Here is a 16,826-nt window from a genome sequence, read left to right on the forward strand (position 1 = left end):
AGCAAAAAAAATATCTTTGACAAAAATTATAAAAACCATGCAAGAGAGTCAATTGCTTAAAATTGCCAACGAATTTGGCAGCCCTGTATATGTTTATGATGGTCATAAAATTGAGAACCAGTATAAACGCTTAACTAGTGCTTTTAAAAATGTTAAGAAGTTAAAACTTAATTATGCGGTAAAAGCATTATCAAACATTTCTGTTTTAAAGCTTTTACATAGTTTAGGTTCTGGTATTGATACCGTTTCTATACAAGAGGTGCAATTAGGTTTAGCTGCTGGTTTTAAGCCTGAGCAAATTATTTTCACACCAAACGGAGTTTCTTTAAACGAAATTGAAGAAGCTGCTAAATTAGGTGTTAAAATAAACATTGATAACCTTTCTATTTTAGAGCAGTTTGGTGCAAAACACCCAAACACACCGGTTTGTATTAGAATAAACCCACATGTTATGGCCGGTGGAAATGCAAATATTTCTGTTGGACATATTGATTCTAAATTCGGAATTTCAATTCATCAAATACCACACATTTTACGTATTGTTGAAAATACTAAAATGAATATTAACGGTATCCACATGCATACGGGAAGTGATATTTTAGATATTGAAGTATTCCTTTATGCAAGCGAAATTTTGTTTGAAACGGCAAAACAATTTGATAATTTAGAGTTTATCGATTTTGGTTCTGGTTTTAAAGTGCCTTACAAACCAGGCGATATAGAAACTAATATTGAAGAGCTAGGAAAAAAACTTTCAAAAAGATTTAACGATTTCTGTAAAGATTACGGTAAAGAATTAACCTTAGCCTTTGAGCCAGGTAAATTTTTAGTAAGCGAATCGGGTTACTTTTTAGCGCAAGTAAATGCTGTAAAACAAACTACATCAACTGTTTTTGCACAGGTAGATTCTGGATTCAATCATTTAATCCGCCCAATGTTTTACGGGTCGCATCATGAAATTAGTAACATTTCTAACTTGAAAGGTCGTGAACGTTTTTACACCGTGGTAGGTTACATTTGTGAAACCGATACTTTTGGAAATAACAGAAGAATAAACGAAATAAATGAAGGTGATATTTTAGCCTTTAAAAATGCTGGAGCTTATTGCTTCTCTATGGCGAGCAATTACAACTCACGTTTGCGCCCTGCGGAAGTTTTATGGTACAATGAAAAAGCACATTTAATTAGAAAAAGAGAAACTTTTGATGATATTTTACACAATCAAATAGCTGTCGATTTTTCTGAACAAAAAGAAACTGTAGCTGCCAAGTAAGTTACTTTTTATAAAATTTTAAATCCGTTTTGAGGTAAATTTATCTTAAAACGGATTTTTTTATTCAAAAAAACTATTTTTATTAAGGTTTTCGAGCAAAATCACGCTATTTTTGGAGACAAACAAATATTTTTTAATGGATTTTACAAACCCTTTAGTATATGGAGTTCCTTGTTTTTTAGGACTCATATTATTAGAACTCTCATACAGTAAGCATCGTAAAGAAGAACGAAGTCAGAAACTATACAACTGGAAAGATTTAGCTGCCAGCCTTACTATGGGGATTGGCTCCGCTGTTTTAGCTCCACTTACAAAAACCATAGCAGCTATTGTTCTTTTTAACTATGTATACGAAATTTTCAATCCTATAGTAGATGGTGTACGCACCAATATTATGGGTTATGAATCTTTTGGATACGCATGGTACATCTGGATTATTTGCCAATTGCTAGACGATTTTAGTTATTACTGGTTCCACCGACAAAACCATAACGTTCGTTTTTTATGGGCCGCTCACATTGTACACCACTCATCAGATAATTTTAATTTAGGTACTGCTGTAAGAAACGGTTGGTTTACTATTTTATACAAACCTTTTTTCTATATGTGGATTGTTGCTATTGGTTTTCCGCCAGAAATGTTAGTAGTTTGTTTAGGTATTGAAGCGCTTTGGCAGTTTCAATTACACTCTGTTTATATTCCTAAAATGGGAATTATAGAAAAATTTATGAACACACACACCATGCACCAAGTACACCATGCTCAAAACTTTGAATACATGGATAAAAACCACGGTGGATTCTTAAATATTTTTGATAAAATATTTGGGACTTGGAAAGAACTAGATGAAAATATAGAAATAAAATACGGTGTTACACATGCACCAAACTCATATAATCCTTTGGTGATTTTAACGCACGAATACAAAGATATCTGGAACGATATGAAAAAATCGAAAAACTGGTATCATAAATTTATGTATGCATTTGCCGCTCCTGGTTGGAGCCATGATGGAAGTTCGCTTACCATTAAGCAACAAAGAAAACTATTAAAAAAACAAAACCTGAAAATTTAATTTTCAGGTTTTGTTTTTTTGGTATAAAATGTAGATGTGAATATTTTATTGCTTCACAAATTTTTGAGAGAACACACCTTTATCTGTAGCGATATTTGCAATATATAAACCAGATTTCAATTGATCTACAACTAATTTTCTTTCGTTAGTTTTTACGTTTAAAACTTGACGACCAGAGAGATCTACTATTGAAATAGACTCTACTTCTGCTTTAACATTAATATTTAACTCTTCCTTTACAGGGTTAGGTAAAATAGAAAAAATTGCATCACTTATTGTTTGATCACCTAAACCGAGGGTACTAGTTGTGAGAACTTCAGCTGTCTCAAAAGACTGATTAGGAATAATACTGCTTGATATATCTATACGACTTGTTCTAAAAACTAAATCGCCATTGTCTTTATAATAGTAGTTCGATGTTTGCACAACATCAGCGACTTTAATTGGGAATATAGATAAAGCTATATCTTGAATAATAACTAATCGAGAAACGGCTCCGCTAAAGTTCTGTTCAGGCTTCCCTATAACATTTACACTTAAGGTTCCTTTTGCATCTACACTTCTACTCATAGTTCCACCAAACGTACCACTATTTTCTCCAAAAGAAAACCCTCCTGCAATAGCATCATCACTTGGTGCATATGGATAAGATAAAGGAAAAGTTCCTATTTCGCCTTTATTTGTATAAGCTAAAATTAAATTATTACTTTCAGCTCCGGCGAAAGAAACTGTATTTCCAGCCTTTTCAATAAAAATCTTACTGACCGTAATGGCCCCATTATTTACTTTTATTACTGCTGTAGCACCTGGAAAACCAATAATATCTGTACTTGCTGTAGAATACTCATCTGATGTACTACTATTGCTAGAAGTTACATTAAAGTTCCATGTAGCATTAGAACCAGCTGCACTTTGATCTGCAGGAACACTTACAACAGCAAACTCAGAACCTGCCGCACTCTCAAACGTAGGAATCGAATTTTGGGAATATCCCAAACTCGTAACGAGAAATAATAAAAGTAATTTTAATTTCATAGTAATTTGTAATTTATAGGATTAATTGTAGCACAAACTTACAAAAAACGCTCTCCCCTAAATCGATGAAAAACAGCGTTTCATAGAAATTACAGATTATCTTTTTACCTTTCAGAAAAACTCTATTATTATCATTTTTAAAGCGAATTTTTAAATAATATCGCTAAAACCTACTACCTAATTACGAATTTTCCCACTAAACAAATTAATATTAGAATTAAATGAATTACCCGAAGCACGGCGTAGTGTTACCAATTGCCCACAATGCCAAATAGCATCAGAAATTGGTCCGTTTATCATGTTCCAAAACTGAACTCTTTCTGTATCATATTGCTCCAAATTATTACTTACTCTCAAGATATCTGATGCTTTTTTTAAATTCAATAAGGTTTGTTCTCTTTGCACTTTAAAAGACAATGGCTCTTTATTGGTTGTCTTTGGTTCCTTTGAAATTGTATTCAATATAAACTGAGACATTCCAAAAATATGCTCAATAGTTTCCGCGCTTGTTCTGCTTGACGAGCTTGCTTTATATTCTAAATCTTTAGTACGTAAGCCTTCACTTGCCCAAAAAAAACGAAAACCTAAGGCGTCAACCATTCTAGCCGCCACAGTTCCGGCGGTATAAGCCTCTGTCATTTCTGGAATTTCATAATAAGGTAATTCTTTGTTTTGTGCCATAGCCACTCCGCTTATTGTTATTAGTAAAATAAGAAGTTTTAATTTCATAATTTATTTATTGTGTTTAACATCATCACTTGTATCTAATTCACCATCACTTCCTAAAGATTGTAGTTTAAATTCGGTTCCGTTATTAAGAGGTTCATAGTGAAACTCTTGTTTCCACGAATCGAATATTACATTTTGTCTCAACGGATTATTCCTAACAACATCACCAATTTTTTCTGGATATCGACCTATATCTTGTTTTTCTTTTTCGAGTATTTTTGCTAATTCTATTATTTTACCGCGTGTAGAATCTTGATTAGAGTCTGTAAATAGTAATCCCCATGAAATGAATAATATTAAGGAAATAGGAAAAACGATTAGCATTATTTTTTGAGAAGGATAAAGCATGAACTTTTTAGGAAGTCCATGCTCTTTTTCAAATTTGCGCCGTTTTCTTTTTTTTAACCAAAATTTAATATCTTGAAACAAGAGTAATAAATCGGCTATTAATTCCGCTAGAAGTAGCCACATTTATTTTTTAATATTCCCTGAGGTATTTATTGGGTTAATGCCGTATTTATCGAACAAATAAACCAAAGATGTCATGGTTGCTGCTCCTAATTCTAGTTCGCGTTTGTTAATAGCATCGAAAGTATCGTTACTAGCGTGATGATGATCGAAATAACGTTGAGAATCTGGACGTAAACCCGCCAACACATTAGTTTCTGTTTTTAACGGACCAACATCTGCTCCACTTCCACCCTTTTCAAAATAATGAATTAGGTAAGGTTTAAATAGTGGCTCCCAGCTTAAAACTTGACTAAAACTAGCATCACTACAATCGAAATTAAAACCTCTAGGTGTAAATCCACCAGAATCACTTTCTAAAGCAAATACATGATTTTCATTTTTTTGTTTAGCAACTTCGGCATATTTTTTTCCGCCACGTAAACCATTCTCTTCATTCATAAAAAGCACCACTCTTATGCTACGTTTTGGTGTTATTCCAGATTCTTTTAATAATCGTAAAACATCCATAGATTGTACAACGCCTGCGCCATCATCGTGAGATCCATCGCCTAAATCCCAAGAATCTAAATGACCACCAACGACCATATATTCATTTGGAAATTCACTCCCGGTAATTTGCCCGATAACGTTATAAGATTGTACATCTTTCAGCTGTTTACAACTTTGCTTAAAATAGAATTTAATGTCCTTATTAAGCTGCAACATAGTACTTAATAAATTAGCATCGTTAGTACTTATGGCTGCTGAAGGAATACGTTCATCGACTGGTAAATTACCATAAGTCATGCTTCCTGTGTGTGGCAAATCGTCTTGTCTTAAATTCATAGAACGCACTATTACTGCTACTGCTCCATATTTTGCTGCTTCAACAGCACCGCTGTAACGTTGATTTACACAACCACCATAAGCTTCGAAAGTGCTAATTAAATCGGCCTGCATTGGGCGATTGTAAAACACTATTTTACCTTCGACCTCAGCCTTCCCTAAAGCTTCTAATTCTTCAAAGTTTTTAACCTCAACTATATTAGCTTTTAAACCTAAACCTGGCGTAGCTACTGAACCTCCCAAGGCACATATATTTACCGTGTTTGTTTTACCGCGTTCGGTTTCTATAAAAGCATATTCTTTTGCTCCACGTACCCAACGTGGTACCATTACAGGTTGTAACCAAACTTTATCTAATCCTAATTTATCGAGTTCTTCTTTGGTGTAAGCCACTGCTTTCTCTGCACCTAAAGACCCTGATAAACGACTCCCTATTTGATTTGAAAGGTGATTTAACCACTGGTAACTTTGTCCGTTTGTTAAAGATTGTTTGTAGATGGTTTTAAGTACATCTTCATCACTTTGGGCAACTAAAACAACAGAACTTAAAGCCATTGCAATTGTTAAAACTCTTTTTAATTTTATCATTAGTAATATACTTTGGTTATTAATATGGGTTAGTTTTTTTTTGTTAAAGATAATATTTCATCAAAACCGAGCTTGATTGAAAATTATAACTTTTTGTTAATTAACCAGCCGAAATTGCGTTAACGATTGAACGGCCTGTTTAAGCTCCCCGACCAGCGGAAGGGAGCGAGTAGTGAAAGCGTGTTAAAACGCCCAAAACCTTTTACTCATTAGCTAACTGAGCTTTATAACTCTCTAAATTAGCCTTAATTTTATCGTTTAATTCTGGCTCTGTGATATCGGTGTATTTAATTAAATTATCGTGTAAAATTTTTGCAACTAATAATCGCGCTGTAGGTTTATCGTCGGCAGGAATAGTGTACCAAGGCGCGTGTCGCTTAGAGGTTCTATTTATGGCATCTTGATAGCAGTCTTGATATTTGTCCCATAGTTTACGTTCTTTAAGATCGTCTGGCGAGAATTTCCAGTTTTTCTCAGGCTTATCTAAACGGCGTAATAATCGACTTTTTTGTTCTTCTTTAGATAGGTTTAAAAAGAACTTAAATATTATGGTACCGTTATCGGCTAGGTGCTTTTCGAAGTTATTAATTTGCTCGAAACGCTTATCCCAAAAGGCTTCATTTACATCGTCTACAGTTTCTATTCCAGGAATATTTTCGCCCAAAATATATTCGGGATGCACTCGAGTTACTAATACATTTTCATAATGTGTACGGTTAAAAACACCAAATTTACCACGTTGTGGAAGTACTAAATAATGACGCCATAAATAATCATGACCACGCTCCAAATCGGTTGGTACTTTAAAACTATGGCACTCGATACCACGCACATTAAACTCTTTAAAAACTTCGCGCACCAAACTATCTTTCCCTGAGGTATCCATACCTTGTAAACAGACCAAAACCGCGTGTTTATCGTGCGCATACATTATGTTTTGCCACTCACCCAGTTTTTTACGAATGCTTTTTAATTCACTTTTAGCATCGTCTATTACCAATTTAGTTTCGGAGTTTTTTAGGGAAATATTTGAGGTTACCTTAAATTTATCTATTTCAATATTTTTCATATAACAGTGTTGCGGAAATTAATTTGTATAAATATAATAAAGAATTTATTAAACCACTTACTAACCGAATTTAGAAATAGCGAATACCCCAAATTTTAAGGGCAATACCAAGTATTATCCGTGTTTTCGACAAACTGCACCCTCGACCAAATTGTTTTTAATACTTTAGCCCATCCAAATCCCTATTAAATACCTACTTATTATGAAAACCCTTTTACTCCTACCTATTTTATTTTTAACCTACGCCATGCAGGGCCAAGGAAATTGCGAAGATGCAAGTGCTTACTTAATTAATTCTTACTCGCATGTTAAGGATGCTTACGACTCTAACAATATTAGCCATTTACAATACTATTCGAACCGCTCGGTAGAATCTATAAAACTATCTAAGCAAAATTTAGCAGATTGTAATTGTAAAAAAGCCCTTGATTTGGCTAATCAGGTTTCAGATTTATTAGTTCAGGTAGAATCTGCAACAACAAATGAAGATGGCCGATTTTATGTAAAACGCGCCAGAGATTTAAGTAAACAAAGCGTTATTGAAATTGACAAATGTGCCTACAACAATGCTAATAATATTGAAGTTGAAGAAACACCAACTGAAAATAATGCCTTAGCCAATTTACAAAAAGAACAAGAGCAATTAAAGCAACAACAAGCGGCTTTAAAACTTAAAGAACAAGAAATAAAACAAAAGTTAGCCGAACAACAAACGGAAGCTTTGGCTTTAGAAAAGAAACAACTTATAGGTAAATACAAACTGGCAATTAGCTCTACAGTTAAAACTTATAATGAAAGTTTAAAATTGTGTAACAACAGTAATACGTTAACAGCTGCAGATACAGATGTATCTCAAGAAAGCATGGAAACTATTAAGACGCACTATATTTCGAGCTTAAAAAAATTAGCTTCAGATTATGTAATGCAGTTAGATTTGTGCGCCAACTAAACCTGTTACTCAAAACTTAAAAACACAGCGCTTCGAATTTATTTTTGAGGCGTTTTTTTATAGTATGAATTAAAATATTTTAGAAACAAATAGATTTAATCTATTCTGATCAGTCATAGAATATATTTGGTTCGAGCCGTAAAAAATAATACTATTGTATAAGCGCAAAATATATTAACTAACAAATACCCAAAAAACATGTTTACTCAGAAATTTAAATGGCCTGTTTGCTTCTTAATGTTTCTATTTTCTATATCGTTATTTTCACAAGGACTAATGCAAGAAAAACATAATTTCACAAGGCAAGATACGCTACGCGGAAGTATTACTCCTGAGCGCGAATGGTGGGATTTAACCTATTATCACTTAGACATAAAAGTAGACCCGGAGCATAAATTTATCTCTGGAAAAAACACTATTCAATATAAAGTATTGAAAGCCGATTCTGTAATGCAAATTGATTTACAATCACCTTTAAAAATAACTAAAGTTGTTCAAGATAATATTGAACTTGATGTTAAACATGATGGCAATGCTCACTTTATTAAACTTCAAGAAAACCAAGTTTTAAATACTGTAAAAAGTTTAGATGTATATTATGAAGGCAACCCGAAAGAAGCCGTTAACGCACCTTGGGATGGCGGAATTTCTTGGAAAAAAGACTCGAATGGAAATGATTTTATTGCATCATCTTGCCAAGGTTTAGGCGCTAGCGTTTGGTGGCCATGTAAAGACCATATGTACGATGAAGTAGACAGTATGCTTATTAGCGTAAACGTGCCAAAAGATTTAATGAATGTATCGAACGGAAGGTTGAGACTTGAAGAGCGTATTGGAGATACCAAAACATATAGTTGGTTTGTAAAAAACCCTATTAATAACTACGGTGTAAATATAAACATTGGCGATTATGCTCATTTTTCTGAAGTTTATGATGGCCAAGGAGGAAACCTAGACATGGATTATTATGTTTTAAAAGATAACATAGAAAAAGCCAAAGAACAATTTAAAGACGCGCCAAAAATGATGAAAGCTTTTGAACATTGGTTTGGGCAATATCCTTTTTATGTGGACGGCTACAAACTAGTAGAAGTACCTTATTTAGGCATGGAACACCAAAGCTCGGTTACTTATGGCAACCAATACAAACCAGGATATTTAGGCCGAGATTTATCGGGAACAGGCTGGGGCTTAAAATTCGATTTTATCATTATTCACGAATCGGGACACGAGTGGTTTGCCAATAATATTACGAATAAAGACATTGCCGATATGTGGATCCATGAGAGTTTTACAGCGTATTCGGAAAATTTATTTTTAGATTATTACTACGGAAAACAAGCCTCTTCGGAATATGTAGTTGGAACTCGAAACAGCATTAGAAACGACCGCACAATTATTGGAAATTACAACGTAAACAAAGAAGGCTCTGGAGACATGTATTACAAAGGTGCCAATATGCTGCACACCTTACGTCAACTCATTGAAGACGATGAAAAATGGAGACAAATATTACGTAAAATGAACGTAACATTCTATCACCAAACAGTAACTACTAAGCAAATTGAAGATTATTTATCTAAAGAATCAGGCATTGATTTAACAGCATTTTTCAATCAATATTTAAGATCTGTGAAAGTCCCTACTTTAGAATATTCTATTGACAAGAAAACACTAAAATATCGATGGACAAACATTGTTACCAATTTTGATATGCCTCTTGAAGTTAAAATAAATGATGAAGACGTTTGGTTAAAACCAACTTCTGAATGGAAAACATTAGACTTTAACTCAAACATTTCAACATTCGATGTGGATATTGATTTTTATGTTGAAACCAAGAAACTATAATACCTTTGGAAACTCCGGAACTCTATTTTAAAACAGACACCACTTGGCGCGAATGGCTACATGAAAACCATAAAGAATTTAAAGGTGTCTATTTGATTTTTTATAAAGTTGAAAATGAACAGCCTTCGATGCGCTGGGAAGAAGCCGTAAAAGTTGCCATTTGTTATGGCTGGATAGATTCTACAGTAAAAAGTTTGGGAGACGGAAAACGCAAACAATATTTCTCTCCAAGAAACCAAAAAAGCGTTTGGAGCGCCTTAAACAAAAAGTATATTAAAACGCTTACTGCAGAAGGATTAATGCATCAGTCTGGATTAGACATTATAAATCTAGGTAAACAAAACGGCAGCTGGACTGCACTTGATTCTGTTGAAAAAGGCATTATACCAGATGCTTTAAAAAAAGCCTTTGATGAAAACCCTGAAGCTTTTAAAAATTACGAAAACTTTGCCCCTTCCTATAAAAAACATTATTTATTTTGGTTGCATAGCGCTAAACGAGAGGCTACAAAAACAAAGCGCATAACCGAAATTATTCGATTATGCGCTAATAATATCAAAAGTAGAGATACCTGGTAAATCAAGAATTTCTATTAATAAAACAGATTAGATTCCATGGTGTTTTGACTGATAGAACTTGTAAATACTTGCAACATACGTTTGGCAATACCTGTCCATCCAAAATTACGTCTAGCAAAACGAGCACCTTCCACAGATAGCTCATTTCGCATTTTAGGATATAATAAAGGCATGGCCATCATAGCTCCAAATTCTGTAGGTCTATGCGGATCTGCAAATAATGCTTGATTTCCAAAATCTATTAAATCGTATAAGCCACCATGCACAGTTACCACACTCGGTGTTCCACACGCCATAGCTTCAATGGCTACCATTCCGAAAGGTTCATAACGTGAAGGCATTACAAAAATATTAGCTGCGCGATAGACGTTGGCTAAGTCTTCATCAGCGATATAATTTTTCCATGTTATTCTATCTAAAACCCCTAATTCCTTAGCTAGTTTTTTTAAACCTGCAACACCTTTATCATCTTGCTCAGACTGGTCACCACCAATGGCTGCGACTAATCGTGCTTCTGGACAAAGCTCAAAAACTGTTGGGAGCGCTCTAATTAATAAATCGTAACCCTTATTATGCGCCATTCTACCTAAAGCAAGAATATCTGTAGGTTGTATATCGTATTTTGCTCTAATTTTATCATTCTCTTTGGAAGGCACTGGGTAAAAACGATTTTCATCAATACCAGGAGGAATCATGGTGCAATTTTTAGACAGCACATCGTATTGTTGAGTCAATAAATCCACTTGAGGCAAAGTAGTTGCCACAATATGGTTGCACATTTGGTAAACAAAATATTCTTTTCTAATGCGCTCTTTAAAACGATAAGTCTTTTCCATTTCCTTTTCGTCCATATCGCTTCCCATACTATGCTGTTTCCACCAACCTAAAGAATGCGGTGTATGTACGTGAGATATGCCCAATTCTTCAGCTATTTTTTGACCTGCCCAACCGGCATCCCAGTAATGCGAATACACGACATCATATTTTTTATTCTCTTTTTTTATGGCAGCCAAAGTATTTGTTACAAAAGCTTTAAGGTGGTCGTGCATATCTTCTTTCCTAATAAATTTTTTACCTCCAAAAGGAATTCGCCAAACACTATAATTTTCATGAACATTATCGTACTCCGGTTGATCTTCGAATTGACGTGTTACCAAATCTACCCGCTTACCTAACCGACTAAAACGTTCTGCAAGTTCTAAAACATAAACTACTTGGCCTCCTGTATCAGGCTTACCAAGTTCTGGATTTGCTCCTACATATCCATGTAAAGAGATCATTAATATTGATTTCATAGTTTTATAGTTTTATAGTTTGTTAAATTATTTCTTAATTATTTTTAAATCGTGACAAGCCGAAATATACTGTGCAGCAGACCAAGCTTGATAAGCTTTCCCCATAGCTTTTCCGGTGATACCATGTGCCCATTCATTAAACTCCCACTCATCATTTAAACCTTCCTTATTTATTAATGCCAGCTTATGCAACTCAGAAATAGCCATATCTCTAAAACCAAGTTTCCCGATAAACTTCACCCAAAAACCACCTACAAAAGGCCAAATACCCCCGTTGTGATAATGGTTTGGTAAATTCAATAAATTAACGGTGTAATAGGGTTTCCAATCTGGATCTCCTGGTGTTACAACCGGATACACATTAGATACCGGAAAAGGATCGTTAACCCCTACGCCTAACATAAATTTAAAGGTTTGATGCGCTTTTTCTGCATCGACTGTACCAAACAAAAAGGCGAGCACGTTTCCGAAAACATCACAACGCCAACTAAAATCAAATGGAGTAGTTTGTTGAATTAAATACGGGGTATCACCTAGTGTAAACTGACGCTCTGCGAATGACACCGTTTGAAATAATTTCTGTTGGGTAGATGGCCAGAAATTCTGTAAAATTTCCTTTTTAATAACTTGAGACCAACGGATGTATTCTCCAGCTTCATCATAATCGCCGAGCATTTCTAACATTCTACCAAAACACACATTAGAGCGATACCAAAGAATTTCATCATATAAAATATTGTAGCTTCCGCCAAATAAATCCGTCCAATCTCCGGCCTCAGGAATTTCTAATAAAGCATCATTATTACTATCGTGCGCACCAAGCCAACGCATGGTTTCTTTAATATCTCCAATATATTTACGTAAAAACTTAATATCTTTTGTAACGTTTACATATTCGTAAAATGCAATTACAACCCATATACCGCTATCTATAGAGCAAATACCACCTACTCCAGAATAATCGGGTTGCTTATCTTTTAAACGCACGTTAGAAGGGATTTGCCCGTTTCTCGAGCTATTCTCAATTAATGTTACTAAAGTCTGCCGTTGACATTTATGTATCTCTTCATCATCAACTAAAGACAACGAACCAATTACTGTAATGGCGCCATCTCTCGCCCAAACACTATGGTAGTTTTCATCGGTTCCATGGGTAATATTATCTTCAATAGAGCATGCGGAAAACCCAAGAGGTGTTATATTTTTCTTTAGAGCAATAATGGCTTTCTCGTAGCCTTCTAAAATAAGATCTAGTTTTTCTTTATCATCTTCGGAAGCAATACTATTTAATTCCTGTTGAATAATATAATCTTCGGTATGGTCTGTATTGCTTGATACAATAGCCTCTTCGGGCAGAATACCATAATACACTAAACCTTCTATAACTCCATCTCCACAATCTTTTTCTGCATGGTAGATTTGACGGTATTTGGTATATTTATAAAGTTCTTCGTGAGCATTCGCTACCACGATTCCTTTAATATCTTCCATATCGAACATAGCAGAATCGTTACCACTATCTCCAGCAACTAAAGCATTCGAAGCTTTTAAATTTAGTTTTCGTAGAAGCCATTGTAACGCATTTCCTTTATTGGCCCACTTAGGAAGAATATCTAGAAATTGCTCTTGAGAATATACCACGTTAATATCCATATTGGCTCTAACAAAAGTATTTTCAATCTCGGTAATAACAGCTTCTGTAGCATTGTGAAAATAATAACTACGCTTATAATCATGCTGATATTTACTTGGTTGTTCGTTTATTGGGCCGTCGATATTTTGTATAATATCTTCTACCAATTTTAAATCCCAACCATCGTCTAAAACGTCATTAAATTCCTTAACAACACATTTTTTATTGTAATCATAAATATGAGTACCTACACCAGAAATAATATAATCGGGCTCTGGCAATGTCCCTTTTTCTATTAAATGAATAACATCATCAACCAAACGCCCCGTATTGTATGCAAGTAAAACACCTTGTTCTGGCTTGTGTTTTTTCCATACTTTCCGAAAGTTACTTTTATGAGTATTAAAATCTATAAGCGTGTTATCTATATCAAAAGATAATAAATTGATATCATGTTGAATTTCACTATTAGGTTTTTCCATAAAATCTTTAAAATTTATCGATTATTGTCAATTTTTACTCTGTTTTGAGTATAAACTAACGATTTTTCGTCAAAAAACCAAAGAAAACGGATTAAACCAAAAGTGTTTTCCTTATATGGAAAATAGAAAGATAAAGACTACGAAATATTAAAAACAGTACTATAATTTTTGAGTATATGATAATTGGTGAACCCAAAAAAGCGATAAGAAAATTTATTTCTTATCGCTTTTTTAATTAAAAACTTATTTATCAAGTGATTAAATCCCACTTATAAAACTTCCATAAGGATCTCTAAATTGAGTGCCTTCGGAAAAACGTTGTTTACTTAATAATTTAAACTCTACTAATGCCCAAAGCACAAACTCTTTCATGAAATAAGCATCTTCAGGTTTTAAATTAGGTTGATATTCACCAAGTAAATCATCTAAAGGAGAAATAGCATCTAATAAATTAGTGTATTCTTTGTTTTTTAAATCGTCTAACAATTCAAAACCATCCTTTTCATTGAAAAACCATGATACTATATCATCATACGGACTTTCCTCATCTTGCTTTTGAAGTTTACTTATCTTCGGAAAAAATTCTTCAAAAAGACTCTTTACAGCTTCACCTATAAGATTGTAAGCCACCACAGCAGCACCTTCTTGCTCACCTTCATAAACCAACTCGACCTTACCAGTTATTGCCGGAATTATACCTGAAAAATCACTTAAACGAACCGTAGTACTATCGTCTCCACAAATTAGGGCACGTCTTTCGGCTGTGCTTAATAAATTTTCGAATGCTGTAATACTTAACCTAGCACTTACACCACTTTTAGCATCTATATATTCACTTTCTCTAGCTTCAAAAACAATTTGCTCCAAAAGGTCTTTAGCAAAATCAGGAACTTTCACAGCGCTTTTTTGCCCTTCAACTAAATTAGATTCTTGTTCGGTAATACGTCTAGCTGTTTCAATATCTTCGGGATAATGCGTTAATATTTGCGAACCAATTCTATCTTTTAAAGGCGTTACAATACTCCCTCTATTGGTATAATCTTCTGGGTTTGCCGTAAATAAAAATTGAATATCTAAAGGCAACCTCAGCTTAAAACCTCTAATTTGAATATCGCCTTCTTGTAAAATATTAAACAGGGCTACTTGTATTCTTGCTTGTAAATCGGGAAGTTCGTTAATTACAAAAATACATCGATTTGCTCTCGGAATCATACCATAATGAATCACACGATCGTCGGCATAACTTAACTTTAAATTTGCCGCTTTTATAGGGTCGACGTCTCCAATAATATCGGCAACCGTAACATCTGGCGTTGCTAATTTTTCTGCAAATCTGTCACTTCTATGTAACCAAGAAATTGGTGTATCGTCTCCCTTTTCTTTTATTAACTCTACGGCAAATCTTGAAATAGGCTGTAACGGATCGTCATTAATTTCCGAACCTGATACAAACGGAATGTATTCATCTAAAAGATTCAGCATCAAACGTGCTAAACGTGTTTTTGCTTGTCCGCGTAAACCTAATAAATTGATATTATGCCTTGATAGAATTGCACGCTCTAATTCAGGAATCACAGTATTTTCATAACCATGAACCCCTTCGAAAGTGGTTTCTTTATTTTTAATTTTTACGATTAAATTATCTCGCAATTCATCTTTTATTGATTTACTGCTGTAACCTGACTTTTTAAGTTCGCCTAATGTTTTTATGTTTTCTATTTTCATATCTTATATTTAGAAAAGAGATTCTAGAATAGAGAAAAAAGACAATACGTAGTCGTCAACAACTCTCTTTTTCTAATCTCTTTATTCTTTTATCTTTTCTATCCTTTAATTCGTTTCTTTCTATTGGTTTCGTAATCTTCAAAAATCATTTCACCCAAACCTTTTAAACCGGTGTAAAATGCTTTCCCTTGGTTGGCCTTTGTAAACTCACGAACAAACTGCATTAAGTAGTTATCTTGTGCAATCATAAAGGTGGTAATAGGAATATGTAAACGCCTCGCTTGTTGCGCCATGGCATAACATTTATTTACAATATGGGTATCTAAGCCATTACTATTTTTATAATATTGACCATCCGGAAGACGCAAGCAACTTGGTTTGCCGTCGGTTATCATAAAAATTTGCTTGTTGGTGTTTCGTTTTCTTCGGAGTAAATCCATAGCCAATTGTAAACCAGCAACGGTATTTGTGTGGTATGGTCCAACTTTTAAATACGGCAAATCTTTAATTTCTATTTGCCAAGCATCGTTACCAAACACCAAAATATCGAGTGTATCTTTTGGATATCGCGTGGTAATTAATTCGGCTAAAGCCATGGCTACTTTTTTAGCTGGTGTTATTCTATCTTCACCATACAAAATCATACTGTGGCTAATATCAATCATTAACACGGTACTCATTTGCGCTTTATGCAAGGTTTCTTCAACAACTAAATCATCTTCCGATAAGGTAAAATTAGAAATTCCATGATTAATTTGCGCATTTTTTAAACTTTCCGTCATCGATACTTTATCTAAAGCATCTCCAAATTGATAGTTTCTAAAATCGCCAGTATGCTCGTCGCCTGTGCCCTGCCCTTTACTTTTATGATTCCCTTGCCCGCTGCGCTTTATATTTCCAAAAATCTGGTCTAAGGCTTGCTGCCTTATAGCACGTTCGGTTTTTGCTGTAATCGCGATACCGCCATTACCATCTGGATCTATTTCTTCTTTTATGTAGCCCTTCTTTTTAAGGTCTTCAATAAAATCGTCTATAGTATATTCTGCAGTAGTTAAAGTGTATTCTTTATCGAGTTCGCGCAACCAATCTATAGCCTCGTCGAAATCGCCAGAAGTATGTGTAATAAGTTCTTTAAAAATATCGAATAACTTATCGAAAGGCGATTGATAAGGCGCTTCGTAAGTTTTAAAAACAAAACCTTTTCTTGATGTATTTCTATTCATAACTCTATAAAAATACTCAATTTAA

14 protein-coding genes are annotated in these 16,826 nt (G+C 34.2%); 5 read left to right on the top strand and 9 right to left on the bottom strand.

The genetic code is table 11. The features are described 5' to 3' along the window. Positions 1-37 precede the first annotated feature (37 nt). Positions 38-1,273, top strand: a complete 1,236-nt coding sequence (gene lysA, locus DFQ06_RS08210; RefSeq protein WP_133967224.1) for a diaminopimelate decarboxylase — start codon at positions 38-40, stop codon at positions 1,271-1,273. A 136-nt stretch (positions 1,274-1,409) separates the two neighbouring features. Further along, positions 1,410-2,348, top strand: coding sequence for a sterol desaturase family protein (locus DFQ06_RS08215; protein ID WP_133967092.1), 939 nt, complete (start codon positions 1,410-1,412; stop codon positions 2,346-2,348). Between the two features lie 45 nt (positions 2,349-2,393). Here DFQ06_RS08215 and DFQ06_RS08220 read toward each other — a convergent pair whose 3' ends face one another. From DFQ06_RS08220 to DFQ06_RS08240, 5 genes are all read right to left on the bottom strand, one after another. Next, entirely contained in the window at positions 2,394-3,383 is a 990-nt protein-coding gene (locus DFQ06_RS08220) for a T9SS type A sorting domain-containing protein (RefSeq protein ID WP_133967094.1), read from the bottom strand. Between the two features lie 177 nt (positions 3,384-3,560). Then, positions 3,561-4,112 (bottom strand): hypothetical protein, encoded by a 552-nt coding sequence (locus DFQ06_RS08225; RefSeq protein WP_074938341.1) that lies wholly within the window; start codon positions 4,110-4,112, stop codon positions 3,561-3,563. A gap of 3 nt (positions 4,113-4,115) precedes the next feature. Then, entirely contained in the window at positions 4,116-4,583 is a 468-nt protein-coding gene (locus DFQ06_RS08230) for a type II secretion system protein GspG (protein ID WP_133967096.1), read from the bottom strand. After that, a complete protein-coding gene (locus tag DFQ06_RS08235; protein ID WP_133967098.1) occupies positions 4,584-5,996 on the bottom strand; it encodes a M20/M25/M40 family metallo-hydrolase in 1,413 nt (470 codons plus the stop codon). A gap of 202 nt (positions 5,997-6,198) precedes the next feature. Beyond that, positions 6,199-7,065, bottom strand: coding sequence for a PPK2 family polyphosphate kinase (locus DFQ06_RS08240; RefSeq protein WP_133967100.1), 867 nt, complete (start codon positions 7,063-7,065; stop codon positions 6,199-6,201). Between the two features lie 202 nt (positions 7,066-7,267). Between DFQ06_RS08240 and DFQ06_RS08245 the strand changes: the two genes are divergently transcribed. From DFQ06_RS08245 to DFQ06_RS08255, 3 genes are all read left to right on the top strand, one after another. Further along, on the top strand, positions 7,268-8,014 hold the full coding sequence (locus DFQ06_RS08245) for a hypothetical protein (protein ID WP_133967102.1): 747 nt from the start codon (positions 7,268-7,270) through the stop codon (positions 8,012-8,014). Positions 8,015-8,290: 276 nt separating this feature from the next. After that, entirely contained in the window at positions 8,291-9,865 is a 1,575-nt protein-coding gene (locus tag DFQ06_RS08250) for a M1 family metallopeptidase (protein WP_235833507.1), read from the top strand. Positions 9,866-9,870: 5 nt separating this feature from the next. After that, complete coding sequence (locus DFQ06_RS08255) at positions 9,871-10,443, top strand: YdeI/OmpD-associated family protein (RefSeq protein ID WP_133967106.1); 573 nt, start codon at positions 9,871-9,873, stop codon at positions 10,441-10,443. Between the two features lie 14 nt (positions 10,444-10,457). On the opposite strand, the gene DFQ06_RS08260 is transcribed toward DFQ06_RS08255, so the two are convergent. The 4 genes from DFQ06_RS08260 to DFQ06_RS08275 all read right to left on the bottom strand — a co-directional run bounded on the left by DFQ06_RS08260 (position 10,458) and on the right by DFQ06_RS08275 (position 16,801). Then, entirely contained in the window at positions 10,458-11,738 is a 1,281-nt protein-coding gene (locus DFQ06_RS08260; RefSeq protein ID WP_042506530.1) for a glycosyltransferase, read from the bottom strand. 27 nt (positions 11,739-11,765) lie between these two features. Further along, the gene (locus DFQ06_RS08265; protein WP_133967108.1) at positions 11,766-13,853 is read right to left on the bottom strand and encodes an HAD-IIB family hydrolase; all 2,088 of its coding nucleotides are present in this window, start codon (positions 13,851-13,853) and stop codon (positions 11,766-11,768) included. 258 nt (positions 13,854-14,111) lie between these two features. Continuing rightward, the gene (locus DFQ06_RS08270; RefSeq protein ID WP_133967110.1) at positions 14,112-15,578 is read right to left on the bottom strand and encodes a MoxR family ATPase; all 1,467 of its coding nucleotides are present in this window, start codon (positions 15,576-15,578) and stop codon (positions 14,112-14,114) included. 98 nt (positions 15,579-15,676) lie between these two features. Beyond that, entirely contained in the window at positions 15,677-16,801 is a 1,125-nt protein-coding gene (locus DFQ06_RS08275) for a vWA domain-containing protein (RefSeq protein WP_042500165.1), read from the bottom strand. Positions 16,802-16,826: the final 25 nt, after the last annotated feature.

This window comes from Algibacter lectus, assembly GCF_004368925.1.
GTDB classification, from domain to species: Bacteria; Bacteroidota; Bacteroidia; order Flavobacteriales; family Flavobacteriaceae; genus Algibacter; species Algibacter lectus.